The sequence below is a fragment of the Clostridioides sp. ZZV15-6383 genome, from assembly GCF_020657735.1.
GTDB lineage: Bacteria > Bacillota > Clostridia > Peptostreptococcales > Peptostreptococcaceae > Clostridioides > Clostridioides difficile_D.
This window is the reverse complement of record NZ_JAGWCV010000055.1, coordinates 1-23,148: the sequence shown is the minus strand read 5'-3', so window position 1 is coordinate 23,148 and position 23,148 is coordinate 1. Positions and strand designations below refer to the sequence as shown.

Annotated in this window: 33 protein-coding genes, 3 pseudogenes, 1 riboswitch and 1 other annotated feature; of the genes and pseudogenes, 32 read left to right on the top strand and 4 right to left on the bottom strand. The window is 27.5% G+C overall.

Translation table 11 applies throughout. The features are described 5' to 3' along the window. From KGF42_RS15860 to KGF42_RS15835, 6 genes are all read left to right on the top strand, one after another. On the top strand, positions 1-350 hold a 350-nt coding region (locus KGF42_RS15860), incomplete at its 5' end, for a hypothetical protein (protein WP_227826666.1). A 21-nt stretch (positions 351-371) separates the two neighbouring features. Next, positions 372-716, top strand: coding sequence for a hypothetical protein (locus tag KGF42_RS15855; protein ID WP_227826665.1), 345 nt, complete (start codon positions 372-374; stop codon positions 714-716). 11 nt (positions 717-727) lie between these two features. Then, positions 728-898 (top strand): hypothetical protein, encoded by a 171-nt coding sequence (locus KGF42_RS15850; RefSeq protein WP_227826664.1) that lies wholly within the window; start codon positions 728-730, stop codon positions 896-898. Between the two features lie 35 nt (positions 899-933). Next, on the top strand, positions 934-1,164 hold the full coding sequence (locus KGF42_RS15845) for a hemolysin XhlA family protein (protein WP_077699836.1): 231 nt from the start codon (positions 934-936) through the stop codon (positions 1,162-1,164). A 19-nt stretch (positions 1,165-1,183) separates the two neighbouring features. Next, positions 1,184-1,441: a phage holin family protein gene (locus KGF42_RS15840; protein ID WP_076639254.1), complete on the top strand. Its 258-nt coding sequence runs from the start codon at positions 1,184-1,186 to the stop codon at positions 1,439-1,441. Beyond that, positions 1,441-2,199 (top strand): peptidoglycan recognition family protein, encoded by a 759-nt coding sequence (locus KGF42_RS15835; RefSeq protein WP_227826663.1) that lies wholly within the window; start codon positions 1,441-1,443, stop codon positions 2,197-2,199. Before KGF42_RS15840 ends, KGF42_RS15835 begins: the two co-directional genes overlap by 1 nt. A gap of 45 nt (positions 2,200-2,244) precedes the next feature. On the opposite strand, the gene KGF42_RS15830 is transcribed toward KGF42_RS15835, so the two are convergent. After that, positions 2,245-2,457: a hypothetical protein gene (locus tag KGF42_RS15830; RefSeq protein WP_227826662.1), complete on the bottom strand. Its 213-nt coding sequence runs from the start codon at positions 2,455-2,457 to the stop codon at positions 2,245-2,247. 181 nt (positions 2,458-2,638) lie between these two features. On the opposite strand from KGF42_RS15830, the gene KGF42_RS15825 reads away from it, so the two are divergent. Genes KGF42_RS15825 through KGF42_RS15795 form a run of 7 tightly spaced genes read left to right on the top strand, consistent with a single transcriptional unit; the run spans position 2,639 to position 5,803 of the window. Beyond that, entirely contained in the window at positions 2,639-3,088 is a 450-nt protein-coding gene (locus tag KGF42_RS15825; RefSeq protein ID WP_227826661.1) for a hypothetical protein, read from the top strand. Between the two features lie 11 nt (positions 3,089-3,099). Then, positions 3,100-3,744 carry an AP2 domain-containing protein gene (locus tag KGF42_RS15820; RefSeq protein ID WP_227826660.1) on the top strand — a complete coding sequence of 215 codons (645 nt, stop codon included), beginning with the start codon at positions 3,100-3,102 and terminating at the stop codon, positions 3,742-3,744. 31 nt (positions 3,745-3,775) lie between these two features. Next, the gene (locus tag KGF42_RS15815; protein WP_227826659.1) at positions 3,776-4,144 is read left to right on the top strand and encodes a helix-turn-helix transcriptional regulator; all 369 of its coding nucleotides are present in this window, start codon (positions 3,776-3,778) and stop codon (positions 4,142-4,144) included. A 19-nt stretch (positions 4,145-4,163) separates the two neighbouring features. Next, entirely contained in the window at positions 4,164-4,538 is a 375-nt protein-coding gene (locus KGF42_RS15810) for a helix-turn-helix domain-containing protein (protein ID WP_227826658.1), read from the top strand. Between the two features lie 11 nt (positions 4,539-4,549). Beyond that, the gene (locus tag KGF42_RS15805; protein WP_227826657.1) at positions 4,550-4,900 is read left to right on the top strand and encodes a helix-turn-helix domain-containing protein; all 351 of its coding nucleotides are present in this window, start codon (positions 4,550-4,552) and stop codon (positions 4,898-4,900) included. 5 nt (positions 4,901-4,905) lie between these two features. Continuing rightward, entirely contained in the window at positions 4,906-5,460 is a 555-nt protein-coding gene (locus tag KGF42_RS15800; RefSeq protein WP_227826656.1) for a helix-turn-helix transcriptional regulator, read from the top strand. Positions 5,461-5,473: 13 nt separating this feature from the next. After that, complete coding sequence (locus KGF42_RS15795; protein ID WP_255650979.1) at positions 5,474-5,803, top strand: helix-turn-helix domain-containing protein; 330 nt, start codon at positions 5,474-5,476, stop codon at positions 5,801-5,803. Between the two features lie 176 nt (positions 5,804-5,979). Here KGF42_RS15795 and KGF42_RS15790 read toward each other — a convergent pair whose 3' ends face one another. Next, entirely contained in the window at positions 5,980-6,180 is a 201-nt protein-coding gene (locus tag KGF42_RS15790) for a hypothetical protein (protein ID WP_227826654.1), read from the bottom strand. A 12-nt stretch (positions 6,181-6,192) separates the two neighbouring features. After that, complete coding sequence (locus KGF42_RS15785; protein ID WP_021411434.1) at positions 6,193-6,621, bottom strand: hypothetical protein; 429 nt, start codon at positions 6,619-6,621, stop codon at positions 6,193-6,195. Between the two features lie 157 nt (positions 6,622-6,778). Here KGF42_RS15785 and KGF42_RS15780 point away from each other — a divergent pair, with 157 nt between their 5' ends. Beyond that, positions 6,779-7,000, top strand: a complete 222-nt coding sequence (locus tag KGF42_RS15780; RefSeq protein ID WP_227826653.1) for a helix-turn-helix domain-containing protein — start codon at positions 6,779-6,781, stop codon at positions 6,998-7,000. 143 nt (positions 7,001-7,143) lie between these two features. After that, positions 7,144-7,320 carry a hypothetical protein gene (locus KGF42_RS15775; RefSeq protein WP_227823528.1) on the top strand — a complete coding sequence of 59 codons (177 nt, stop codon included), beginning with the start codon at positions 7,144-7,146 and terminating at the stop codon, positions 7,318-7,320. Between the two features lie 217 nt (positions 7,321-7,537). Here the strand turns inward: KGF42_RS15775 and KGF42_RS15770 are convergent, their stop codons facing one another. Further along, positions 7,538-7,714, bottom strand: a complete 177-nt coding sequence (locus KGF42_RS15770) for a hypothetical protein (protein WP_227826652.1) — start codon at positions 7,712-7,714, stop codon at positions 7,538-7,540. A gap of 53 nt (positions 7,715-7,767) precedes the next feature. Beyond that, positions 7,768-7,865, bottom strand: a riboswitch (cyclic di-GMP riboswitch). A 209-nt stretch (positions 7,866-8,074) separates the two neighbouring features. Between KGF42_RS15770 and KGF42_RS15765 the strand changes: the two genes are divergently transcribed. The 17 genes and pseudogenes from KGF42_RS15765 (at position 8,075) to KGF42_RS15685 (ending at position 23,102) form a co-directional block, all read left to right on the top strand. After that, positions 8,075-8,419: a BlaI/MecI/CopY family transcriptional regulator gene (locus KGF42_RS15765; protein ID WP_227826651.1), complete on the top strand. Its 345-nt coding sequence runs from the start codon at positions 8,075-8,077 to the stop codon at positions 8,417-8,419. A 74-nt stretch (positions 8,420-8,493) separates the two neighbouring features. Then, entirely contained in the window at positions 8,494-8,877 is a 384-nt protein-coding gene (locus KGF42_RS15760; RefSeq protein WP_227821620.1) for a BlaI/MecI/CopY family transcriptional regulator, read from the top strand. A gap of 161 nt (positions 8,878-9,038) precedes the next feature. Then, entirely contained in the window at positions 9,039-9,590 is a 552-nt protein-coding gene (locus KGF42_RS15755) for a 4Fe-4S dicluster domain-containing protein (RefSeq protein ID WP_227826650.1), read from the top strand. Positions 9,591-9,854: 264 nt separating this feature from the next. Further along, positions 9,855-11,075, top strand: a complete 1,221-nt coding sequence (locus tag KGF42_RS15750; RefSeq protein ID WP_227821614.1) for a DUF6080 domain-containing protein — start codon at positions 9,855-9,857, stop codon at positions 11,073-11,075. Between the two features lie 28 nt (positions 11,076-11,103). Beyond that, on the top strand, positions 11,104-11,991 hold the full coding sequence (locus KGF42_RS15745; RefSeq protein ID WP_227821613.1) for a decaprenyl-phosphate phosphoribosyltransferase: 888 nt from the start codon (positions 11,104-11,106) through the stop codon (positions 11,989-11,991). Positions 11,992-12,012: 21 nt separating this feature from the next. Further along, positions 12,013-12,639, top strand: coding sequence for an HAD family hydrolase (locus KGF42_RS15740; protein ID WP_227821612.1), 627 nt, complete (start codon positions 12,013-12,015; stop codon positions 12,637-12,639). Positions 12,640-12,672: 33 nt separating this feature from the next. After that, positions 12,673-13,110: a small multi-drug export protein gene (locus KGF42_RS15735; protein WP_107594310.1), complete on the top strand. Its 438-nt coding sequence runs from the start codon at positions 12,673-12,675 to the stop codon at positions 13,108-13,110. A 254-nt stretch (positions 13,111-13,364) separates the two neighbouring features. Next, the gene (locus KGF42_RS15730) at positions 13,365-14,732 is read left to right on the top strand and encodes an MATE family efflux transporter (protein ID WP_227821611.1); all 1,368 of its coding nucleotides are present in this window, start codon (positions 13,365-13,367) and stop codon (positions 14,730-14,732) included. A gap of 199 nt (positions 14,733-14,931) precedes the next feature. Continuing rightward, positions 14,932-16,206: a S1 RNA-binding domain-containing protein gene (locus tag KGF42_RS15725; protein WP_227826649.1), complete on the top strand. Its 1,275-nt coding sequence runs from the start codon at positions 14,932-14,934 to the stop codon at positions 16,204-16,206. A gap of 117 nt (positions 16,207-16,323) precedes the next feature. After that, positions 16,324-17,043, top strand: coding sequence for a phosphatase (locus tag KGF42_RS15720; protein ID WP_054272910.1), 720 nt, complete (start codon positions 16,324-16,326; stop codon positions 17,041-17,043). A 20-nt stretch (positions 17,044-17,063) separates the two neighbouring features. Next, complete coding sequence (locus tag KGF42_RS15715) at positions 17,064-17,510, top strand: hypothetical protein (RefSeq protein WP_054272911.1); 447 nt, start codon at positions 17,064-17,066, stop codon at positions 17,508-17,510. Between the two features lie 147 nt (positions 17,511-17,657). Further along, positions 17,658-17,905: a binding site (T-box leader), on the top strand. 267 nt (positions 17,906-18,172) lie between these two features. Continuing rightward, a pseudogene (locus tag KGF42_RS20545) lies at positions 18,173-18,364 on the top strand (zinc ribbon domain-containing protein); the annotation flags it as partial. A 111-nt stretch (positions 18,365-18,475) separates the two neighbouring features. Continuing rightward, positions 18,476-19,192: pseudogene (locus tag KGF42_RS15705) on the top strand (aconitase family protein); the annotation flags it as partial. Between the two features lie 14 nt (positions 19,193-19,206). Next, positions 19,207-19,698: a 3-isopropylmalate dehydratase small subunit gene (gene leuD / locus KGF42_RS15700; RefSeq protein ID WP_227826647.1), complete on the top strand. Its 492-nt coding sequence runs from the start codon at positions 19,207-19,209 to the stop codon at positions 19,696-19,698. A 6-nt stretch (positions 19,699-19,704) separates the two neighbouring features. Beyond that, positions 19,705-20,775 (top strand): annotated as a pseudogene (leuB, locus tag KGF42_RS15695) (3-isopropylmalate dehydrogenase). A 362-nt stretch (positions 20,776-21,137) separates the two neighbouring features. After that, entirely contained in the window at positions 21,138-21,653 is a 516-nt protein-coding gene (locus KGF42_RS15690; protein WP_003437086.1) for a PaaI family thioesterase, read from the top strand. 372 nt (positions 21,654-22,025) lie between these two features. Next, positions 22,026-23,102 carry a pyridoxal-phosphate-dependent aminotransferase family protein gene (locus KGF42_RS15685; RefSeq protein WP_227821606.1) on the top strand — a complete coding sequence of 359 codons (1,077 nt, stop codon included), beginning with the start codon at positions 22,026-22,028 and terminating at the stop codon, positions 23,100-23,102. Positions 23,103-23,148 lie beyond the last annotated feature (46 nt).

Here is a 23,148-nt window from a genome sequence, read left to right as displayed (position 1 = left end):
AAAATGATTATGAAAACTTTTATATTAATTTGGAAAGTGGAATAAAAACTCTTGAGGTGAGGTTTAATTTAGATTTTATTCCTCGCTTGATTGTTGTTGAAAATTTTACACTTAAAAATAAAACTCGGTCTAAATATGTTAGATACCCTAAAATCGCTAGTGACAATATTGTTGGTGTTGTAGGTAGGTATTTTGAAGGGAATTATGAATATTTTGGTTCTTCAACACTTATTAAAAGCTATTCCAATACTTCTTTTGTGCTAAGTGTAGCACATACTGGTAGGCTTAGCGGAGAAAACGAATATGTGTGTGTTGTTGGAGAAAGTTTTACATGGTATGCTTATGAATAAAATAGAAGGTGGTAATTTAATATGGATAGAGAAAATAGAGTAATTTACAATCAAGACGGGAAAATAATATTCCAAACAGGAGAAGCAACAGGTAATGTTTTAGAACATGATGCAATAACAGAGTTACATTACTTAGATGTTGAATTTGGAAGTATAGACTATAGTAAACAGTATATAGAGTCTATAAATCCAGTTACAAAAGAACTAAACATCAAAGACATAGAAGTCGTTTTGACAGATGAACAAAAGAGATTACAAGCATTAGAAAAAGAATTAAGTATGTTAAAAGAAGAAAATAAAAATAGAGATTCTGAGATAATAAACACAGCATTTGAAGTAGAAAATATCAAATTAAATAATATTTAGGAGGAAATGATATGTATAACTTATTAAAATTAATGATAGAACAAAAGAACTATAGTACTAGAGAGGATTTACAGCATAAAATGGATGTATTCTATGCTGTAAATAGAATTACAGAGGAACAATATTTAGAGTTAACAGGTTTATTAAATAAAGAAGAAACACCAGTAGAACCAACAGTATAATGGTTCTTTTTTATTTCAATTATTAGGAGGCTTACATGAATGAAGAACTTTTCAAAGACAATTTGAAACGACATGAGGTAACAATAAATAAACATAATGATGAAATAGACGAATTAAAAGTGGCAAATATAGAATCTAAGGCAGAGTTAAAAGCATTGTGCGAGAATTTAAACTCACTTACAAGCATGTTGAAATGGCTAATTGGCACAATGATTACAACACTAGTAGGATTCTTTATATTTGCAATACAAAAAGGAATATTTTAATTAATTAGGAGGATAAGAGATGGATAATTTAATAAGTTTTATACCCGAGCAGTTGCTAATTTTAGTAGCTGCTCTTTATGTTATAGGAGCAGGTTGCAAGAAATATAAGCAACTAGATAATAAGTATATTCCAGTAGTATTATTGATACTTGGAATAGGTTTTTCAGTATGGATGTTAGGATTAAATGCTGATGCAGTCTTACAAGGCGTAATTTGTTGGGGTATATCAATAGGTATAAATCAAACCTACAAACAATTGAAGGATGGTGAAAAATAATGGTAGATATAATAAAGATGTTAACAAAGAAAAAATGTTATCCAAATAAGAATAATGCAAAGTTCATAGTGATTCATGAGACTGATAACGAGGACAAGGGAGCAGATGCTAAGAGACATGCACAAGCACTTAATAATGGTAATTTAGAAGCAAGTGTACATTACTATGTAGATGATAAAGTAATATATCAAACACTAGACCACAAGGATGGAGCGTGGGCAGTTGGTAAAAGCTATGGAACTGCATTAGTTGCAGGAGTTACAAACTACAATAGTATTAATATAGAAATATGTGTAAATCGTGATGGTAATTACACAAAAGCAAGACAAAATGCAATAGATTTAACTAGAAAACTCATGAAAGATTTAAATATTAGTACAGATAAAGTAATAAGACACTATGACGCTAAGAAAAAATATTGTCCTCGTAAGATGCTTGATAATCCAAAATTATGGGTAGATTTTAAAGATAAGATAAAAAATGATGGGGGTGTGAATAGTATGATAAAATACACAATAGTCTATGATGGAGAGGTTGACAGAATACCAGCTGAGGTTATTGGTTGGAATTATAAGAAAGAAGAATGTAGAGTATGTGATATAAAAGAATATATACCTGGTCAGACGCAAAATCTGTATATTGTAGGTGGAGGAGCATGTAATAAGATAGATTCTATAACTAAAGAAAAATACACAATGATAAAGGGAAATGATAGATTTGATACACTTTATAAAGCATTAGATTTTATTGATAGATAGATTAAAAGGTAGCAACTAGTTAGTTGTTACCTTCTTTTTTTATGTCTACTTTTCTTTCTTTTTCCAAATAACTTCATATCCTATCAAACTAGCAATAGTCAAGATTTCACTATACTTCATAGTCTCATTATTTATTTTTTGTCTTAAATTTTCAACTGTATTATTCTTATTATTATGTTCATTCATTAAATTGTTCAACTCATTCATGCTGATATTTTCTTTTACAAGAATACTTTTAATTTCATTCTTCCATGTCATTTTTTACACCTCTCTTATTTATATAATAACATAAAAAATTTAAAAGGAAAAGAATAATCTATGTTAATCAAAGTTATATTTTTGAAAAACAAAGAAAAAACTTTGGAAAAGTGTTGACTTAGATATTCATATAGATTATAATATAATTAAAGAAAGAGATAAACAAAGGGGGATATAAAAAATGGAGAAATTCATCAGACTCGATTTTGATAAAGGTTTTAGAGGAAAAGAACATAGAAGTAGCATGTGCGGAGATGGAGAACATTTTGAAGCAGGAATTAGTTGCTATAAAATAAGTAAAGAAAAATGTGTTGATGCTATAATAAATTTATGTGAGTATTGGTTTAAAATTGCAACAGAGTGTGAATTTAAGGATTACGATATAAATATTTTTGAAGGAGAATGTGTAGGTGAAGGGGCTAGTTATGAAGATTTAGCAACTTGTGAAAAACATCTATACAATGTAGATGGCTCTTTATTTAATGAAGTTTATGACTTATATTATAAACACGAAACATATTTAGAAGAAGATGGAGATATTGAAGAATTAGAAGAAAATTACAAAGATGAATATATAACAACAGAAGAATTTGAAGCTAAGATAAAAGAAATGTTTATAAAATACTTATAGGAAGTGAAAACATGGAAATTGGAGATAAATTTGAAAATCTTACAATACTAGGCATGGAACAAAGAAACAATAGGAAATATTGCTTATGTAAATGCGAGAATTGTGGCAATGAAAAATGGATAAGAGCAGACAGTTTGAAAAGAATAAAAGCATGTGGATGTATGAAAAGCAGCACACAATTTAAACAAAATGATTTAACAAATAAAAGGTTTGGCAGGTTGACAGCGATAAAAAATACAGGAGAAAAGGCAAGAAGTGGTCATTATGTTTGGGCTTGTAAGTGTGATTGTGGAAATGAGATTGAGACAGCAGAAAACAATTTAACTACTGGTAGAACTAAATCATGTGGATGTCTAAAAAAGGAATCTAATATAAAAAATGCAAAGATAGCTTTAAAAGTACACAGAGAAAAAAATATTGTTGATAATACAAATTTATCTATTATAAAAAAGACAGAAGCATATTCTAATTCAAAAACTAAAATTAGAGGGGTTTATTGGAACAAAGAAAAAAGAAAATACTGTGCTCAAATAGAATTTAAGAAAACACATTATAGTCTAGGTTACTATGATAACATAGAAGATGCTGAAAAGGCATATATAGAAGCTAAAGATAATTTACATAATAAATTTTTAGAAAAAATGTCTAAAGAATAATAATAAATATATTTATTTTGAGGGGGATGTTATGATTAATATAGATATAAATAAAAGAGTAAAGGAAATAAGAGAAGATATAAATTTATCTCAACAAAAATTTGGAGAAAAACTTGGTGTAAGTCGAGATGTTATAAGCAATATAGAAAATAATAGAGTAGAAGTTAAAACAGTATTTATTGCTCACATGTGTGAAGTTTTTAATGTTAACAAACATTGGCTAGAAACTGGTGAGGGGGGGGAGTTTATTTCGCAAGAATGTGATATTGTTCTAGGAGAAGTTTTTGCCAATATAACTATATCTCAAAATGAAAATTTAAGAGAATTAGTTATAAATATTTCTAAACTAAATGATACGTATATAAATAATTTAAATGAAATTGTAAAGGGTCTAATTTAATTATAGAGAGGTGATATAATTGTCTAATGAAACTATAAGCAAAAGAATTAAAAAGGTAAGAAAAGATGCTAATTTGTCTCAACCAGCTTTTGGTAAAAAACTTGGTGTCAGTAAAGATGTTATAAGTAATATAGAGTATGATAGAGTTGAACCAAAACCTTTACTTATTAATTATATGTGTGAAATTTTTAATATTAATAAAGAATGGATTTTAACTGGTACAGGTGATATGTATATATCTGCAAAAGAAGATATATATTCAACATTGGGAGAAGTATTCTATAAGATAGCTAGTTCAAAGGATGGAAATTTAAAAGAGTTAGTAATAAATATTTCTAAGTTAGATGCTACATACATAGCATCTTTAAATGAGATTGTAAAAAGGACAATATAGGGGTGATATAAATGTGTGATATAGGTAAGAGAATTAAAATCTTAATAGAAAATGAAAAAATAAAACAAGTTGAATTTGCAAACAAGATAAAAGTTGACTCATCTTATATATCTAAGTTTATATCAGATAAATCTAAAGCAATACCTAGTGATAGATTAATAGATGATATTTGTAGTACATTCAGCGTTAATAAAGAATGGCTTACAAATGGAACTGGAGAAATGTACATAGAAAATAAGTGTAATAGGAATATTTCAGAAGCAACTGATTTGCTAATGGAACTTTCGATCGAATTTCAAGAATGTGCGATTAACCAAATTAAAGAATTAATAAAATTGCAACAATTATTAAAAAGTAGGTGAGATTAATGTCTGAAAAAGATAGAATTATAAGATTAAATTTAATAGAATTAAGAAAGATTTTAAAACTTACACAAGAACAGATGTCTGAATCATTAAAAATAAGTCGCTCAAATTATGGAAACATTGAAACTGGGAAAGTAGGGCTAACTGAGCGTGTTAAAACAGATATTTGCGATATATATAATGTTAATCAAGAGTGGTTAGAAACTGGGATAGGAGAAATCTTTTCAAAAGGAAGTAATTGTGGCAAGAAAATAAATGAATTAAGGAAAAAGAAAAATCTTACATCAGAACAATTATCTGAGTTGTCAAATGTTCCTAAAGGAACATTAGATAAAATACTAAATGGAACTACAAAAGACCCTAAATTTGAAACTTTAAAATCACTTGCTAGAGCATTAAACTGTACATTAAATGATTTTGATGATATGAACACTATAAATACAGATGCAAAAACAAAAGAGTTTAATTATTTATTCAATCAAATTGATGATGAAACAAAAGATTTGATTATTGGGATGATGAAAAAAGTCTTAAATATACATAAAGAAGGTGTTTAAAATTACAGGAAACTTGGATAAATTACTATACTCTAAAAATATAACTAAGGCTCAATTGTCAAAAGAAAGTGGTATCCCTTACACAACTATTTCTGGCTTCTATACAAAAGGAACTGACAATGCAAAGCTCTCAACATTAAAAAAATTAGCTAATTATTTTCAATGTTCAGTTGATTATTTAGTATATGGGAATATAGATATTGAAGATACATTAGCTTTTGATAATTTTAAAAACTTATTTAAAAATTTAAATCATGAGGAAAGAGAATTAATATATAAAGCTATAAAAGTTATGTACAGGAAGAAAGAAAAAATTGCATTGGAAACTAGAGAAGAAAAATAAACACTCATATAAAAAAGAGTGTTTTATTTTTTTGAAATTAATTAATATATATATAAACTATCAAGAACCTTACTCAACACACCTTAAAATTGATTTAAATAGCTCTTTTTCATACACAAAATTAATGATATAATAAAAAATAGAAGTGTACTACCAATACACTTCTATAGTTATAACTAAGCATTCTCTTGAGGGGGAGTGCTTTTTTCATTTCTCCAAACAACATTGTTTTTTTCATCTGTAATTATCAAGTCAATCTCATTCTCTTTCAATATTTCTGTTGCAGTATAAATCAGATTATCTAAGTCAAAACTTCGAGTTATCTCTATTTGTTTGTTATTTACTTCTCTTTTTAGTATATAAGTTTTAAAACACATTTGTATCACCTCTTAAGCACTAAGACATTCTTGTAAGCATTCTTCTGCTTCTTCTAATGTAGAAAATTCATCTACATATTGGTCGAAGTTTCTAATATATTCAGTCTTATATTTAGTGCTATTCATTTCTATAAAAGCAATAGTTTTACCATTGTCATAGTAGCGACTTATCACGAAGTATTTTTCTATGGTAGATATAATTTCTTTATCCTCCAGGACCATGTTTTCAGCACTGAAATTAGGTGACATACTATAATTTCCAATCCTTATGTATTCACAATTATTATCATCATTAAAACGGATTTTAGCACGTCTAACAGTATCATCTTCTTTATAAGTTATAGTTTTATCAGTTCTTTTAATAACCTCTATAGTGTATATGCAGTCATGGTCACAAACACTTTTTGCAAAATAAGTTTTACCTACTTCAAATTTTATCATTTTAAATACCTCCAATAATTAATTTGTTAAGTTTATTATACACTATAAAGTGTCGTTTGTAAATATAAAAATGAAATTAAATAGTTTTCTTTGTAAACTAAATATAGATAAAAGAAACTCTATAGTGTATAATTATATATAGAAAAGTGAGGTGTTTATGATGTCAATTTCATTTGGAGAAAAGATAAAAATAATATTAAAAAGAAAAAATATGACTATAGGTGAGTTAGCAGAAAAAACAGGACAAACAAGACAAAATCTTTCAAATAAATTTTCAAGAGATAATTTTTCAGAAAAAGAAATTAGAGAATTTGCAGAAATACTTGAATGTGAATTTGATTTTTATTTTATAATGAATGATACAGAAGAAAAAATATAAGTTATTTGTATTTAATATTGAATAGATATTTGATAATTGTAAAATTATGTTATAATTAAAATGCAAGAATATATCTTGTAAGAAACTACAATCTAAGGGCGAAAGTTTTCAGAAATCACCTTCGTATGAAAGGGGGTGAGTATATGAAAACACTTATGTTTATACTTGTTATAGCGTACTATATTACTATTGTAATAAAATCTATTACAACAATAGTAAAGTCTATAACAAGATTATTTGATTCTATAAGTAGATTAAAAGAATCTTTACATAAACTAAGAAATCGTCCTGACTGCAATCAAGACGATTTCAATGAATAAATCATTACTTAAATTATTTTGAATTTGAAACTTCGCTCTAGAGCAATAGATTGTAGTTTCTTTTTTGTTTTTAATACGAATTTACATCTTTATTATATCGCATTTTAAGAAAAAATAAAACTATGAATATTATAAATCTATTTTAATTAATTTTTTAACATAGTAATGTTTAAAAGTAGATAAAACTAAAAAGGGTTCTCTAGAAATCAATGTCTATCTAATTATACTTACTTACCAATATCATTACTTGGTGCAAACAAGACTCTACTACATTTTCTCCGTACTCTAATATAAAATCATCTAACTGTGTATCTAAAAAATTACAATAATCATACGAACTGCTAATATAAGCAGTCAATACATGTGTACATTTATCCATTTTATTTCCAAACATATAAATTATTATCCCCCTAAAAAACTTTCATAAAAACAAAAAGAAAACATCTTTTTGGCAACTGGCTGACATAACTCATAAGATATTTATATAAGTCTTAGTCCCTATAGCTTTGCGTCACTAAATTTCTCTAGTTTTGCCGATTTAGTTTTATTCTACAACTAAAATAATACAATAGAATTAGTTATTATTCAACAAGATTGTTTGAAAATTGAATAAATTTATAGATATGAAAGTTATTTTTCTTCTAAGAAAACAAACTAAAAGAGTAGAACATATGGTAAAACTTACCTGTATCATTTGAAATTAGAAGGTTCTATTATTAACTTAAATTAAAATTAATTCAAGGAAGTGACATAAATGGAACAAAAAGATGTAATAGACAAACTACGTAGGGGCGAATTAATGCTGATGGAGTATTTATGGAGGAAAAAGACTGTTCTATCCAAAAAAGAAATAATAGAGGAGATGAGCAAAAGGTATAAGTGGAGGAAAAGTACTACAGAAATTCTTCTAAAAAGATTAGTAAAAATGAGAATATTAAAAAAGAAGAGGTTAGGTTTTCACTTTAGTTATGAAGTGCTGGCGACTAAAAAAGAATATTTAAATATTAAAAAAGAAGAGATGTACATAAGTGAATATAATAAATTCTTTATACGAATTTTTACAACTATACATAAAAGAAATGAAACGATAGAAGAGTAATTAAAAAGATTTATAAAAAATATAAAAATATGGCAAAAAATAATTTTAAGTTTGATAGAAAGAAGGAATATATTATGCTAAATAAAAAATTACCAGATGCAGAATTAAAAATTATGAAATATATCTGGAACACTGGTTATAAAACTGTAATATCAAAAGATGTTGCAGATGAAATAGAAAAAATATATGGTTGGAAGCATACAACTACAATTACACTCTTAGCTAGATTAACCAAAAAAGGTTTCTTAATATCACAGAGAATTGGGAAACATGTACACTATACAGTATTAGTAAAAGAAAAAGAATATCTTAAATTAGAAGGCAAAAGAATTTTTGGAGGTTTACATAACAATCCTTTATCAGAACTAATTACAAAATTACATGATAAAGAAGAAATAACTGAAGAAAAAATAATGGAAATAGGAGATTGGATAAAAAGCTGGAAGGATGAAGATTAATAAGTAAAAGGTAGCTACTAATATAAGTGCTACCTTTTTTTCTTGTGGATAATATTGGGGATAAGTTGTGGAAAACTTATATAAAAATTGTGGATAAAATATTTTACTGACATCAAACTGACAATAAGATTAAAGTAAAAAATGAAAATACTGTAAAATCAATGGTTTTAAATACTAAAAGTCATTTAGGAACTATTCCAAAATATAATAAAGAACTTTCTTTTCTAGCAAAAAATAGTGAAAGTACTATAGAATCAGCTTTAAGATTCAATATAGGAATTCCACAAGTAAGTGTATCCTTGATAGGATTTAATAAAAAACAAGATATAGATGATGCATGTAAAATTGCAGATGAAAATATAATTTATTCAGATGAAGATATACATGATATTGAAACTAGATTAAATAAAAATATGAACGAAATATGTACAGGATGTGGGTATTGTAAAGTCTGTCCAAAAGGTATTAATACTCCAGCTTATATGCTTTTTTATAATGAAAAGCAGATGTTTAAAAAGAGTGATGAAGAAATGACAAAATTAGTTTACGGTTTAGGGCATTGGAATTATACAATGAATAGTAAGGTAAAAGCTAAAGAATGTATATCTTGTGGAAAATGTGAAGTTGAATGTACTCAACATTTACCGATAATTGATAGATTAAAAGAGATTAAAAAATGGGAAGAAGATGGAGTTAATAGTGTTACAGTATAATTAATTTATATTATATTTGAAATTTGTATAGTATTTAGTAACATTGACATTGATTAAAAATTCTTATTTCATATACCACCAGTCTATATTATACGAATAATCTTTTAATTACGACATTAACAAAGCAAATATTGTGGTTGTAAATAAAGAACTATTCAATTACAATAAAACAAGTAAGGATATTATAAAGATAACTATGAAAATTAAAGGAATAAATTGTAGGTGGCAGCAAATCCTATATAATGAATGGATGGTGACATATTGATGAGTAGAATATTAAAATATAAAAATGAGATAATTTTATTTATATTAGTTGTAATAACTTACTTAGTAATAACTAAGATATTTTTTTCTAAAACCACTATATTTTATGATTTAAACAATACTTATGATGTGTTGTTAGATACAGATACAGGTGTTTTGTTCAATTTAAATGTATTTGCTACAACTCAAGATAATAGCAAGCACATATTATTTTCAGCGATTATATCAATTTTTGCATATCCAATATACTTACTGTGTACTTCAATAGCAAATCCAGGAACAGCAGATTTTAATAATGTTTATGGGTTTGGATTAATTTGTCTACAAATAATAACTAGTGCTATGTCTATAACTTTAGTTTTTAATCATATTAAAAAGATAAAAATGCAGAGGTTAACTTTAATTTTACTTACCATGATAATGATATTTTCTTTCCCACAACTATTTATGACTTTAAATGTAGAGAGGTTTATATATAGTCAGTTTACATTAATATTTTTCATATTTATTGCAAATAAAATGAAAGGAAAAGATTCTTATTTGGTAGAATGGGTAGCTATTCCTTTGTTTGGAATAACTATTAGCAACGTATATTTGTATTTTTTTAACATGATATTTGAATTTAAATTAAAAATAGGTAAGATGTTAAAACATTTATTTGTATTTCTCTTAATGCTATATATATGCGTAATTTCAACGAAATCTTATGAGAGTTTTATGAATCTCGGAAATGTAATACAGTATGATACGAAATTTATAAGTGCAGAACCAATCTTAGAAAAAATTGCAATGATTATAGAAAGATTTCTGTATTCAGTTTTTTATTTTCCTGGTGCAGAGCTTAAAAAAGGGTTATTTCTACAAAATGGAGAAGTTGCAACAATACCTGTTATTCTTACATTGTTAGCATTTTGTTTTTGTGTTTTATCAGTTATTGAAAATTCAGAAAAAAGAGTTCCTAAGCTATGTATGGGAATAATTATATTTAATCTAGTTTTACATGGAATAGTAGGATATAATCTAGTCAATTCAAGTATTATGACTATAAATTTTAGTTTTGCAGTTATAGTTTTATTAGCTTACTTTACTAAAGCACTTAGAAAAAATGAAAAAAATCTGTACAATATATTTCTATCATTATTATTGGTAACTATAATAATCAGTAATATAAATGGATTTATAGAAATTTTAAACATAGGGATAAAATCATATCCTGCTTAAAAAATAATATTGAAAGGGTAGTAAGTTTATGAAACAGACAAATACAAATATAAGGCTTCTTACTAAAATTTCAGATTATATAAAACTCATGAGAATAAAGCAATATATAAAGAATTTCTTTGTATTTTCAGCTATAATTTTTTCAAATAACATACTAAATATAAATCTATTGTTAAATACGATTATTGCATTCGTATGTTTTTGTCTAATGTCATCATCAGTATATGCGTTAAATGATGCCATAGATATGGACAAAGATAAGAAACATCCTAAAAAATGTAATAGACCGGTGGCAAGTGGAAGAATAAGTAAAAAAGGTGCTAATATACTATTTGTAGTATTAGCATTAATCTCAATCTGTTTATCAACAGTTGTTAATTTTAATCTTTCTATAATTCTTAGTCTTTATTTGATAAACAATATATTATATTCTCTTAAACTAAAGAATATAATACTATTAGATGTGTTTTCCATATCTCTTGGATTTATACTCAGGGTTTATGCAGGGTGTGTAGCCATAAATGTCAGTTTGTCGAATTGGATAATATTATGTACATTTTTCTTATCTTTGTATTTAGCTTTTGGAAAACGTAAAAAAGAAATAGTAACCTTAAGAGACGATGCAATTGAACATAGAAAAATACTAGGAGATTATGATGTAGAAAATTTAAATCAAATGATGGTGGTTATGTTAAGTTCTACAATTGTCTGTTATGCATTGTATTCTACAAGTAATCCAGAAAAGCCACATATGATATTTACAACAATATTTGTAGTTTATGGCGTACTTAGATATAATTATATAATCAACACCATAAATGAAGGTAACCCTACTGATATTGTTCTAAAAGACAATGCTTTAAAAATAAATGTAATCTTGTGGATAATTACATGTTTAATAATATTGATTTTTTAGTGATAGGATGGGGAAATACTTATGAAAAAAAGTGTATTATTACTCGATGTAGATTATACTGTTATAAATACTGATAGCATGATAGATTTTTTTATTTACTCTTTAAAAAATAAAACTTTTAAAACTGTTATAAAGTTGCCATACATTATTTTTAATCTATTTATGTATTTGATTAGAATAATACCGTTGAAAAAGGCAAAAGAGGCAATCTTTTATCCAATAGTAGATTTTAGTGAAGAAGATTTAAAGAGATTTTTTGATGACTGTATAATGAAAAAAATTAATGAGTATATGAAAAAGGTTATCTACAAAAATAAAGAAGAGCATAATGTTGTAATTATGATAACTGCATCTCCATATGCGTATATGAAATACTTTAAGTACTATGGTTTTGCAGATGAAGTCATAGGAACTGAGTTGTTTTATGAAAATTCAAGATACAAAAATCAATTCGTTGGAGAAAATTGTAAAGGAATTGAAAAAGTACAGAGAATAAAGGCTTTATTAGATAAACTTGGAATAGAAATTGATTATGAAAATTCATATGCATATTCAGACTCTAAGAGTGATTTACCAATGCTTTCATTAACTAAAAATGCGTTTTTGGTTAGTAGAAAGAATGGTGAGGTTATAGAACAAATAAATTAATAACTTAAGTCGCTTAGAATAGGAGGGAATAGTTTGGGATATTTACACATATTAATTTTATCTATGGTTCCTGTAACAGAATTAAGGGGAGCCATTCCTATAGGTATTGCAATGGGATTAAATCCTATATGGGTTTATGTATTTAGTGTAATTGGTTCTACCTTGGTATCGATTCCCTTGATATTGACATTTAGGCACATATTGCAATTTCTAAGAGGTAAAAAACTATTTAAAGGGATTGCTGATATAGTTGATAGAAAAATAAACTCAAGAATGAAGAAATTAAAAAGTGTTTCAATAGTAGGTATAATACTATTTGTAGGGATACCTCTTCCAACTACAGGAACATGGACTGCATCTGCTATAGCTTCCATATTAAAAATGAGAATAAAAGATGCTTTTATAGGAGTATTTCTTGGTAATTTGCTATCTGGAGTTATAGTTTCAGCCCTTTCTCTACATATAATATAAGACTATCTAAGTAATATACTTGGATAGTTTTTTTATGAGTACATGTAAAAAAATTTTTAAAACTATATAAAAGAATTAGAAAAAGTATTTAAATTCATTTAGTTCTAAAATGTTTACTATGGCAAATGAAATATAGTATAGTATTACTTATGAGGAAAATATTATAACTTTAGCTATTAATAAAATAAATTTTTTATATAGAATAAGATTTTAATCATGATAAATTTTAATTAACAGATTAAGGAGGTTTTAAGATGGGAAATACAAACACTAACTTAGGCAATGAAAGTGTGGGTAAATTGTTATTTAAACTTGCTACACCAGCTATTATCGCACAAATTGTAAATGTTTTATACAACATAGTTGATAGGATTTTTATTGGTAGAATGGAAAGTGGAGAAGTTGCTATGGCAGGTGTCGGAGTGGCATTTCCAATAATAATTATAATAACTGCATGTAGTTATTTAATTGGTATGGGAGGAGGACCGTTAGCTGCTATAAAAATGGGTGAGCAGAACAATGATGATGCAGAGAAAATAATGAGTAATAGTTTTTCTGTACTAGTGATTTTAGCAATACTTTTGACTATAGGTTTTCAGATTGGAAAAGAGCCTTTGCTTTGGATATTTGGAGCAAGTGAATCTACCATTGGATATTCAATGGATTATTTAAATATTTATCTAATAGGTACAGTGTTTGTTCAGATTTCAATGGGTATGAATACTTTTATAAATACCCAAGGGTTTGCTACAACTGGGATGATGACAGTTGCTATAGGTGCTTTGATAAACATAGTACTTGACCCGATTTTTATATTTGGCTTTAATATGGGCGTAAAAGGAGCTGCATTAGCTACTATAATTGCACAAGGTGTTTCTGCTATTTGGGTACTTATGTTTCTTTTTGGAAAGAAAAGTATACTTAAGATAAAAAAGAAGTATATGATACCCAAAGCAAGTATCATCTTACCTGTGCTGGGCTTGGGAATATCTCCATTTATAATGCAATCTACAGAAAGTCTAGTACTTATAGCCTTAAATAGTAAATTACAAATGTATGGAGGAGATTTAGCAGTAGGTTCAATGGCTATAATGAGCAGTATAATGCAAATTCTTATGCTTCCTAATATGGGGTTTACACAAGGAGCACAACCAATAATAAGTTACAATTATGGTTCAGGTCAACTTGATAGAGTAAAGAAGACATTTAAGTTATGTCTATTATCATGCTTTACATATTCTACGATTTTGTGGATTTTATTAATGATATTTCCTGCATTTTTTGTTGGTATATTTAATAAGAATCCACAGTTGCTTAGTATGACTAGTTGGAGTATAAAAATATATTTTGCTGGTGCTTTTATGTTTGGTATTCAACTAGCCTGTCAACAGACATTTTTAGCACTTGGAAAAGCAAAAATATCTTTAATTTTAGCTCTTCTTAGAAAGATTGTACTTTTAATACCACTAATATTTATACTTCCACCATTTTTTAATGAAAAACTTTTTGCAGTGCTTTTAGCAGAGCCAGTTGCGGATATAACAGCAGCCACTATAACAGCAATTTCTTTCTTTATATTTTATAAATGTTTTCTATCAAAACCTAAAACAATAGAAGAATAAGATATACAATATAAATTTTTTATGAAAATATTTTATTAGATAAAAATTAGAATTTGTATTTTAATTTAATAAGATATTTTCTATAATGTATAAAGATATAAAGTAGAATTTATTTTTAAAATTATAGTAAGAAAAATGTAAGTATTTGCAATATTAATGGTATAATATTTACAGATATGATAATCAATAAGAGGAAAGGATGTTTATAATGGAAAATGATTTAACAATGCAAGAATTACTTGACCAGCAAGAGCAAGTATTCAGCAAAGTGAAAGTTGGAGAATTGACAACTGGAAAAATAACTGCAGTGAGAAATGATGAAATACAATTAGGATTAGACTATGGGTTTGATGGAATAATACCTATAAGTGAATTGAACATAGAAAAAAATCAATATATAGAAGATTTATACCACATAGGTGATGAAATAACTGCTGTAATAACAAAAGTATCTCAAAAAGATGGGACAATAACTTTATCTAAATTACAACTTGATAAAAGAAATGATTTTGCTGAATTACAAAAGGCTTATGATGAACATAGAATAATAACTGTAAATGTTGAAAAAAATATAGATAAAGGTGTATTTGCTAATTATAATACATATACATTTTTTATACCAATATCTCAACTTAATACAAAGTTTGTTACAGACACATCTAAATTTGTTGGTCTTAACTTAGAAGTTTATATAAAAGAATTGGATATTAGAAAAAATAGACTTGTAGCATCTCATAGAGATGTATTACAAGAGCGTATAAATAAAGAGAGAGAAGAAAGAAGAGCTCAAATTAAAGCAGAAAAAGAAGCTGAAAGAGCAAGAATTAAGCAAGAAAGAGAAGAAGAAAAAGCTCGTATTAAAGCAGCTAAAGAAGAATTATTTAACTCTCTTGAAGTTGGACAAAAAAGAGATGGTAAAGTGACAAAAATAATGTCTTATGGTGCATTTGTGGATATTGGTGGGATTGAAGGATTAGCACATATAAATAATTTAGCTTGGACAAGAGTTGAAAGTGTTGAAGATGTTGTTTCAGAGGGGCAAGAAGTAGAAGTTTATGTGTTAGATGTAAATGAAGAGACTAAAAAAGTTGCATTGGCATTAAAAGACATAAATAATGACCCTTGGGACTTAATAGCAAAAGAAGTAAAAGTTGATGATGTTGTTAATGCTAAAGTTCTTAGAATAATAGAAAAAGGAGCTTTTGTTCAAATTAAAGAAGGTGTAGACGCGTATTTACCAATATCTGAATTGAGTGATACTAGAGTGGCTAAAGTTACTAATATTGTGAATATTGGAGATGAAGTTAAAGTTAAAATTCTTGATTTTAAACCAAAGACTAAAAGAATGTTAGTTTCAATAAAAGAGGCAACTAGAGAGCCAGAAGAAGATATAACAGAATACTTAGAAGTAGAAGAATCTTTAGGAAGTATTGGAGAGTTATTTAAAGATAAATTTAAAGATTTAGAAGTGTAAAACAATTAAAAATGGGGCTGTTTTAAAACGTTACTCTGTCTATTATGACAGCTTTAGTTTTGAAATAGCCCTTTAGCTATTTTCAAAAACTTATATAAGATATTAGGAGGAAATTTAATGAAAAAGTCTATTATGGATGTACATTGTCACACTCTAATAAGTGGACATGCACATAGTACTTTCAAAGAAAATGTTGAAGAAGCAATTAAGAAAAATATAAAATATCTAGGAATATCAGACCATGGACCTAATATGCCTGGAGGGCCACATCCATTTTATTTTTATAATCTACATTTACTTCCACGTAAAGTAGAAGATGTAAAGATTCTTAGGGGTATAGAAGGTAATATAATGGATTATAATGGGAATTTGGATGTTCAAGAAGATATGTTGCAACACTTGGACTATATAATTGCAAGCCTGCATAGACCTTGTATAGCTTCTGGTACAAAAGAAGAAAATACAAATGCTATTTTAAATGTGATGGATAAACACAAGGTAAAGATAATTGGACACCCAGATGATAGTAGGTATCCTTTAGATTATGAACCTATAGTAAAGAAAGCTAAAGATAAAAATATCCTTTTAGAAATAAATAATTCATCATTAAGTTCAAACTCTCATAGGACTGGAACTTGGGAAAATGCAAGTCATATGCTAACATTATGTAAAATGTATGGTGTAAGAGTAATTCTTGGTACTGACTCTCATATATGTTATTCTATAGGAGAATTTGAAAATGCAGAGAAAGTTTTAGAATCAGTAGATTTTCCAGATGAATTAGTCATAAATTATCATGAAGATGAAATTATAGAGTTTTTTGATGTGAATTTTTAGAATCGTGGGAGTGAAAAATTTTGAGTAAAAACAAGTTTATCTATATGAATTATTATGACAATGGTTATTTTAAAAAAGGAATGGCTATATATATGGTCTTAGCACTTATAATTTTAGCCACAATTTTTATATATTCAACGACAATTTTGTATCTTTTATGTATAATAACAGCAGTTTTTCTTTTTAAACAAGGTCGTGATTTTTCAAATAAATATGAGGGAAAAGTATACCTTACTCTCGATAATCATTCAATATTAATAAACAATCAATGTATATTCAGTATAAAATCGAAACATAATCAAAAGTTTAATTATAAAATAATAGAAAAAATAGAAGTAGCAAAAAAAATATTAAACATATATACTGATGATTCTAATTATAAAATTAGATTAAGTGCATTGAGTTTGGAAGATGAAAAAAAATTATTAAATATCCTAGATGAAAAGATGAAAAAGTTTAAGGCATAATATCATACTATTTTCAATAGTTAGCATGTTTTATAAAATTGCTTATCAAAAATCAAAAATAAATATAATTATTTTTTGTGTTGACAATACATTTCAATGTGTATTTAATAACTATTAAATCAGAATATTTAGAAAATTTAAACGATTAAAAAAGTGATGAATAGAAGTAGTAAGAACAATGAAACTTTCAGAGAGCTAAAGTATGGTGTGATTTAGTAGTTGATAGTTCTGAACTTGTCTAGGAGCTGTTTCCTAAGATTTAAGTCTTAGGATAATCGGAGTAATTCCACGTTATAGGAAATATAGTCATCATAATTATTTATATTGGCTATTACTAAGGGAGCTTTTTAGAAAGCTAAATAGAGTGGTACCGCGAGCAAAACCTCGTCTCTAATTTTATTAGAGATGAGGTTATTTTTATTCTAATGATAAAATTGACATTTATTCTTATGAATTAAATAAGGTAGGATTGCGCCAATATAAGGTATACTGGATATAAAAAATAAAAAGGGGGAAATAACATGAAATATGGGAAGTATAAAAGATATGGTAAAATGCAAATAGCAAATCGTAAATGGCCAGACAATGAAATATTTAAGGCTCCAATTTGGTGTAGTGTCGATTTAAGAGATGGAAATCAATCACTACCAACACCTATGAGTGTAAAGGTAGGTAAATTCTTTGCAAGTTCACAAATATGCAATAAATGTGGGTATAAAAACGAGGAAGTGAAGGACTTAAATATAAGAGAATGGATTTGTCCTAGTTGTAATGAAACTCACGATAGAGATATAAATGCAAGTATAAATATATTAAAAGAAGGATTAAGACTAATAACAATTCAAAATAAATAACTTATGTAAGAACCGTAGGAACTACGGGGATAGCCTGTGGAGAATTGGTAAGACATATTTTAGTATGCAAAATTATGTGAAGCAGGAACCCTGTGACTTTAGTCATGGGAGGTTCAGGGTGCACTTTATAAGTCAATGGAATTTTGTGGAGATGGAGTAGAATACTTATCTATGGATGATAGATTTACTATTTGTAATATGGCAATAGAAGCAGGAGCAAAAAATGGAATTTTTCCAGTAGACGATAAGACTATGGAATATATAAATTCACATAAGTGTTCAACTATAACAAAAGATGTAAATATATATGAAGCAGATGAAGATGCAGTCTATGATGAAGTATACGAAATAGATTTAGCCGAACTAAAAGAAACAGTAGCCTTTCCTCATCTTCCTGAAAATACTAGAACAGTAGATGAGATAGATAAGGATATAAAGATAGACCAAGTTGTAATAGGTTCTTGTACAAATGGAAGAATATCAGACCTTGAAGTAGTAGCTGAGATAATGAAAGGCAAAAAAGTAGCAGATGGAGTTAGAGTTATGATATTTCCTGGAACTCAAAAAGTATATCTTGAAGCTATAGAAAAAGGGTATATTACCACTTTTATAGAGTCAGGAGCAGCAGTTTCTACACCAACTTGTGGTCCGTGTCTAGGGGGACATATGGGTATACTTGCAGCAGGAGAAAAATCCATTTCAACAACAAATAGGAATTTCGTAGGAAGAATGGGGCATGTTGATTCAGAGGTGTATCTTACAAGCCCAGCTGTAGCAGCATCATCAGCTATAACTGGAAAAATATCAAAACCATCAGAAATAATTTAAGGGAGGTAAAATTTATGATTGCCGATGGAAGTGTTTTTAAATTCGGTGACAATATAGATACAGATGTAATAATACCAGCTAGATATTTAAATATAGCTGATTATAAAGAACTAGCAACGCATTGTATGGAGGATATTGATGATAAATTTATCTCTAAGGTAAAAAAAGGAGATATTATAGTTGCAACTAAAAACTTTGGTTGTGGTTCATCAAGAGAACATGCACCAATTGTAATAAAAGAAAGTGGAGTATCCTGTGTGATTGCTTCTACTTTTGCTAGAATATTTTTTAGAAACTCTATAAATATAGGGCTTCCTATACTTGAATGTGAAGAAGCTGCCAATAACATAGATGAAGGGGATAATATAGAAGTAGATTTTTCTACAGGTGTGATAAAAAATATAACAAAAGGAAAAGAATATAAAGCAGAACCATTTCCTGAGTTTATGCAAAATATTATATTAAATGAAGGCTTAATTAACTCAATAAAAGCAAATAGGGGGTAGTGGAGTATGAATTGTAATATAGCAGTCATAAAAGGTGATGGTGTTGGACCGGAAATTATAGATGAAGGTATAAAGGTTCTAAATAAAATTTGTTGTAAATTTAATCATAGATTCGATTGTGAATATGTATTAGCTGGAGGATGCGCGATTGATGAAACTGGAGAACCTCTACCTAATAAAACTGTTGAAACTTGTCGAAAAAACGAAGCTGTATTGCTTGGTGCTGTTGGAGGACCAAAGTGGGATAAATGTAAGTGAGATAAAAGACCAGAGTCTGGTCTTTTAAAATTAAGAGAGTCATTGGGTTTATTTGCAAATTTAAGACCAGCTACAATGTATGAAAGTATAAAAGAAGCTTCACCACTTAGAATGGATATAGTTGAGAAAGGCATTGATTTTGTTGTTGTAAGAGAATTAACAGGGGGCATTTATTTTGGAGAACGTGGAAGAAAAATCATTGATGGTATCGAAAATGCTTATGATGTAGAAATATATAACGAAAATGAAATAAGAAGAATTGGTAAGAGAGCTTTTGAAATAGCCAGAAATAGAAATAAAAAACTTATAAGTGTAGATAAGGCAAATGTGCTTGAGAGTTCAAGACTTTGGAGAAGTATAATGGAAGACTTAGCTAAAGAGTTTGAAGATGTAGAACTGTCACATATGTATGTTGATAATGCTGCTATGCAAGTTGTAAAAGACCCTAGCCAATTTGATGTAATAGTGACTAATAATATATTTGGAGATATAATATCTGATGAAGCATCTATGATTACGGGTTCTATAGGTATGTTACCATCAGCATCACTTAGAGAAGATAGTTTTGGTATATATGAACCAATACATGGAAGTGCGCCTGATATAGCTGGAAAAGATATTGTAAATCCAATTGCAACTATTCTATCTGTAAGCATGATGTTAAGACATAGTTTTAACTTAGAAGAAGAAGCTAAGTGTATTGAAGATGCTGTACAAAGTGTACTCAATAAAGGTTATAGAACTATTGATATCTATAATGGTGTGGGAAATGTTGTAGGAACAAGAGAAATGGGCGAATTAATAGTAAATGAAATTTAGAATTATAGTTTAATTTGAATAATATAATTTAAATATATAACTTGTAGAATTAGTAAAAATCTATTGTAATATAATTTGTTTTATGAGGGGTGTCTCAAAATAAACTTTATTAGTTAATGAGGCGCTCTTTTTTATATTAAGTAAAATATATTTTTACTATTTTAATAACGAAAAAGAGGCTTATATCTACTTTGAGTTTCTATTTTGATAAAGTTATTTTTTGGAAAATAATACTTTAAATTAAACTTATCATATTGAAGTAGCCTATTTTTATTATTAGAAGTTTGCAGTGATTTTATTAATATTATATAATATATTTTAGAATTATTTAATATTAAGCGACTACTAATGTAGGTTAGGAGATGGATTTTTTGGCAAAGTATAAAGTTTTGAAGAAGCAAAATAGTAGCAAATCTTGTTTAGTTTGTGGAACACAAAATGAGTTAGGACTTAAAGCAGATTTTTATGAACTTGAAAATGGGGAACTTGTATCAATTTGTAATACAAAGGATTGGCATCAAAGTTATCCTGGGAGAGTTCATGGAGGTATGTCTGCTGCAATATTAGATGAGACTATTGGAAGAGCTGTAAGTATAAATGATGACCAAATATGGGGAGTGACAGTATCATTAGAATTGAAATATAAGAAACCAGTACCAACAGATGCCACTATAAAAGTTGTTGGAAGAATAACTAAAGAAAACAGAAAATTATTTGAAGGTACAGGTGAAATAATTCTACCAAATGGAGATATAGCAGTAACAGCAACTGGAAAGTACATGAAAATGCCTATTGGGCAAATTGCAGAAGGTGATTTTTCTAATGAAGAATGGTTTTTTGAAGAATCGAAAGAAAAAGTGGAATATATTGAACTTTGATTAAATAAAAATTTTATATTTTAAAACATAAATTTTATATTTTAAAAACTTAAAATTAAAAAATACAATAAAAATACAAGATAAAAATAAATTGGTTATACTAAAAAGATTTATCGTAATAGCGTTAAATTTACATGCTAAAAAAATAAATTTATATAGGTAAAAAGCATATTTTTTTTGAAGAATAAATTCGTAATATTCAAACTTATGAAAAGGTATAAAATGAATGTTTTCATAAAATATATAAAATAAATTATATATAAAAAATAAATTATGTGTTGACATAGTTAATTCAGCTTGATATTATAGTTATTAAAAATAAGGACAGTAAAAACGCTATCCATATTACAAACTAAAAAGGGGGGAATTATAATGAGTAAGAAATTATTTATTCCTGGTCCTATTGATGTTAAAGAAGAAGTCTTGCAAAAGATGGCTACATCAATGATAGGACATAGAGGAAAAGATGCATCTATACTTCAAAAGAGTATAAGTGAAAAAATGCAAAAACTATTCTATACAAACAACACGATACTTTTATCCACGTCATCCGGAACTGGTTTAATGGAAGGCTCCATTCGTTCCTGTACATCCAAAAAGGCAGCAGTATTTTCCTGTGGATCCTTTGGTGATAGATGGTACAAAATGGCAGTGGCTAATAATGTCCCAGCGGATATATTTAAAGTTGAATTAGGAGAGGCAACAACACCAGAAATGGTTGATAAGGTGCTTTCTACCGGAGAATACGATTTGATAACTGTAACTCACAATGAAACTTCAACTGGAATAAGAAATCCAATAGAAGAAATTGGAGAAGTTGTTAAAAAGTACAAAGATGTGGTCTACTGTGTAGACACTGTAAGTTCAGCCGGTGGAATAAAAGTCGAGGTTGATAAGATTGGAATAGATATTTGTATAACATCAGTACAAAAAGCACTGGGATTACCACCAGGAATGTCTATTTGCACATTTTCTCAAAAAGCAATCGATAGAGCTAAGCAAGTACCTTTTAGAGGAGTATATCTTGATTTGTTAGCAATGTATGAATACTTAATCAAGAAAAACTACCAATACCCTTCAACACCATCTCTTTCTCACATGTTCGCTTTAGATTTCCAATTAGATAATATATTAGATGAAGGCCTAGATAACAGGTTCAACAGACATGAAGACATGGCAAACTTAGTTAGAAACTGGGCTAAAAAACACTTCCAAATTTTTACCAATGAAAATCACTTATCCAATACACTTACTGTTATAGAAAATACTCAAGGTATTAGTGTATCAAATTTAAATTCCAAATTACAAGAACGAGGATTCCAAATAGCAAATGGCTACGGAGATTTAAAAGAAAAAACTTTTAGAATTTCACATATGGGTGACTATACTGTCGAAGATGTACAAGAATTATTAGATAATATTGATGATATATTAGGTTTTAATAAATAATATTATAAAAATATGTATATTTTAAGAAAAATTTATAATATATAAT

Excerpts from the sequence above, each read along its gene's own strand:
- KGF42_RS15730 (WP_227821611.1), top strand. The coding sequence starts at position 13,365 with ATGGGAAATACAAACACTAACTTAGGCAATGAAAGTGTGGGTAAATTG.
- KGF42_RS15855 (WP_227826665.1), top strand. The coding sequence starts at position 372 with ATGGATAGAGAAAATAGAGTAATTTACAATCAAGACGGGAAAATAATA.
- KGF42_RS15840 (WP_076639254.1), top strand. The coding sequence starts at position 1,184 with ATGGATAATTTAATAAGTTTTATACCCGAGCAGTTGCTAATTTTAGTA.
- KGF42_RS15770 (WP_227826652.1), bottom strand. The coding sequence starts at position 7,714 with ATGTTTGGAAATAAAATGGATAAATGTACACATGTATTGACTGCTTAT.
- KGF42_RS15790 (WP_227826654.1), bottom strand. The coding sequence starts at position 6,180 with ATGTGTTTTAAAACTTATATACTAAAAAGAGAAGTAAATAACAAACAA.
- KGF42_RS15825 (WP_227826661.1), top strand. The coding sequence starts at position 2,639 with ATGGAGAAATTCATCAGACTCGATTTTGATAAAGGTTTTAGAGGAAAA.
- KGF42_RS15820 (WP_227826660.1), top strand. The coding sequence starts at position 3,100 with ATGGAAATTGGAGATAAATTTGAAAATCTTACAATACTAGGCATGGAA.
- KGF42_RS15780 (WP_227826653.1), top strand. The coding sequence starts at position 6,779 with ATGATGTCAATTTCATTTGGAGAAAAGATAAAAATAATATTAAAAAGA.
- KGF42_RS15800 (WP_227826656.1), top strand. The coding sequence starts at position 4,906 with ATGTCTGAAAAAGATAGAATTATAAGATTAAATTTAATAGAATTAAGA.
- KGF42_RS15805 (WP_227826657.1), top strand. The coding sequence starts at position 4,550 with ATGTGTGATATAGGTAAGAGAATTAAAATCTTAATAGAAAATGAAAAA.
- KGF42_RS15690 (WP_003437086.1), top strand. The coding sequence starts at position 21,138 with ATGGATTTTTTGGCAAAGTATAAAGTTTTGAAGAAGCAAAATAGTAGC.
- KGF42_RS15760 (WP_227821620.1), top strand. The coding sequence starts at position 8,494 with ATGCTAAATAAAAAATTACCAGATGCAGAATTAAAAATTATGAAATAT.
- KGF42_RS15765 (WP_227826651.1), top strand. The coding sequence starts at position 8,075 with ATGGAACAAAAAGATGTAATAGACAAACTACGTAGGGGCGAATTAATG.
- KGF42_RS15830 (WP_227826662.1), bottom strand. The coding sequence starts at position 2,457 with ATGACATGGAAGAATGAAATTAAAAGTATTCTTGTAAAAGAAAATATC.
- KGF42_RS15815 (WP_227826659.1), top strand. The coding sequence starts at position 3,776 with ATGATTAATATAGATATAAATAAAAGAGTAAAGGAAATAAGAGAAGAT.
- KGF42_RS15775 (WP_227823528.1), top strand. The coding sequence starts at position 7,144 with ATGAAAACACTTATGTTTATACTTGTTATAGCGTACTATATTACTATT.
- KGF42_RS15685 (WP_227821606.1), top strand. The coding sequence starts at position 22,026 with ATGAGTAAGAAATTATTTATTCCTGGTCCTATTGATGTTAAAGAAGAA.
- leuD (WP_227826647.1), top strand. The coding sequence starts at position 19,207 with ATGATTGCCGATGGAAGTGTTTTTAAATTCGGTGACAATATAGATACA.
- KGF42_RS15750 (WP_227821614.1), top strand. The coding sequence starts at position 9,855 with ATGAGTAGAATATTAAAATATAAAAATGAGATAATTTTATTTATATTA.
- KGF42_RS15835 (WP_227826663.1), top strand. The coding sequence starts at position 1,441 with ATGGTAGATATAATAAAGATGTTAACAAAGAAAAAATGTTATCCAAAT.
- KGF42_RS15740 (WP_227821612.1), top strand. The coding sequence starts at position 12,013 with ATGAAAAAAAGTGTATTATTACTCGATGTAGATTATACTGTTATAAAT.
- KGF42_RS15785 (WP_021411434.1), bottom strand. The coding sequence starts at position 6,621 with ATGATAAAATTTGAAGTAGGTAAAACTTATTTTGCAAAAAGTGTTTGT.
- KGF42_RS15850 (WP_227826664.1), top strand. The coding sequence starts at position 728 with ATGTATAACTTATTAAAATTAATGATAGAACAAAAGAACTATAGTACT.
- KGF42_RS15720 (WP_054272910.1), top strand. The coding sequence starts at position 16,324 with ATGAAAAAGTCTATTATGGATGTACATTGTCACACTCTAATAAGTGGA.
- KGF42_RS15845 (WP_077699836.1), top strand. The coding sequence starts at position 934 with ATGAATGAAGAACTTTTCAAAGACAATTTGAAACGACATGAGGTAACA.
- KGF42_RS15745 (WP_227821613.1), top strand. The coding sequence starts at position 11,104 with ATGAAACAGACAAATACAAATATAAGGCTTCTTACTAAAATTTCAGAT.
- KGF42_RS15755 (WP_227826650.1), top strand. The coding sequence starts at position 9,039 with ATGGTTTTAAATACTAAAAGTCATTTAGGAACTATTCCAAAATATAAT.
- KGF42_RS15725 (WP_227826649.1), top strand. The coding sequence starts at position 14,932 with ATGTTTATAATGGAAAATGATTTAACAATGCAAGAATTACTTGACCAG.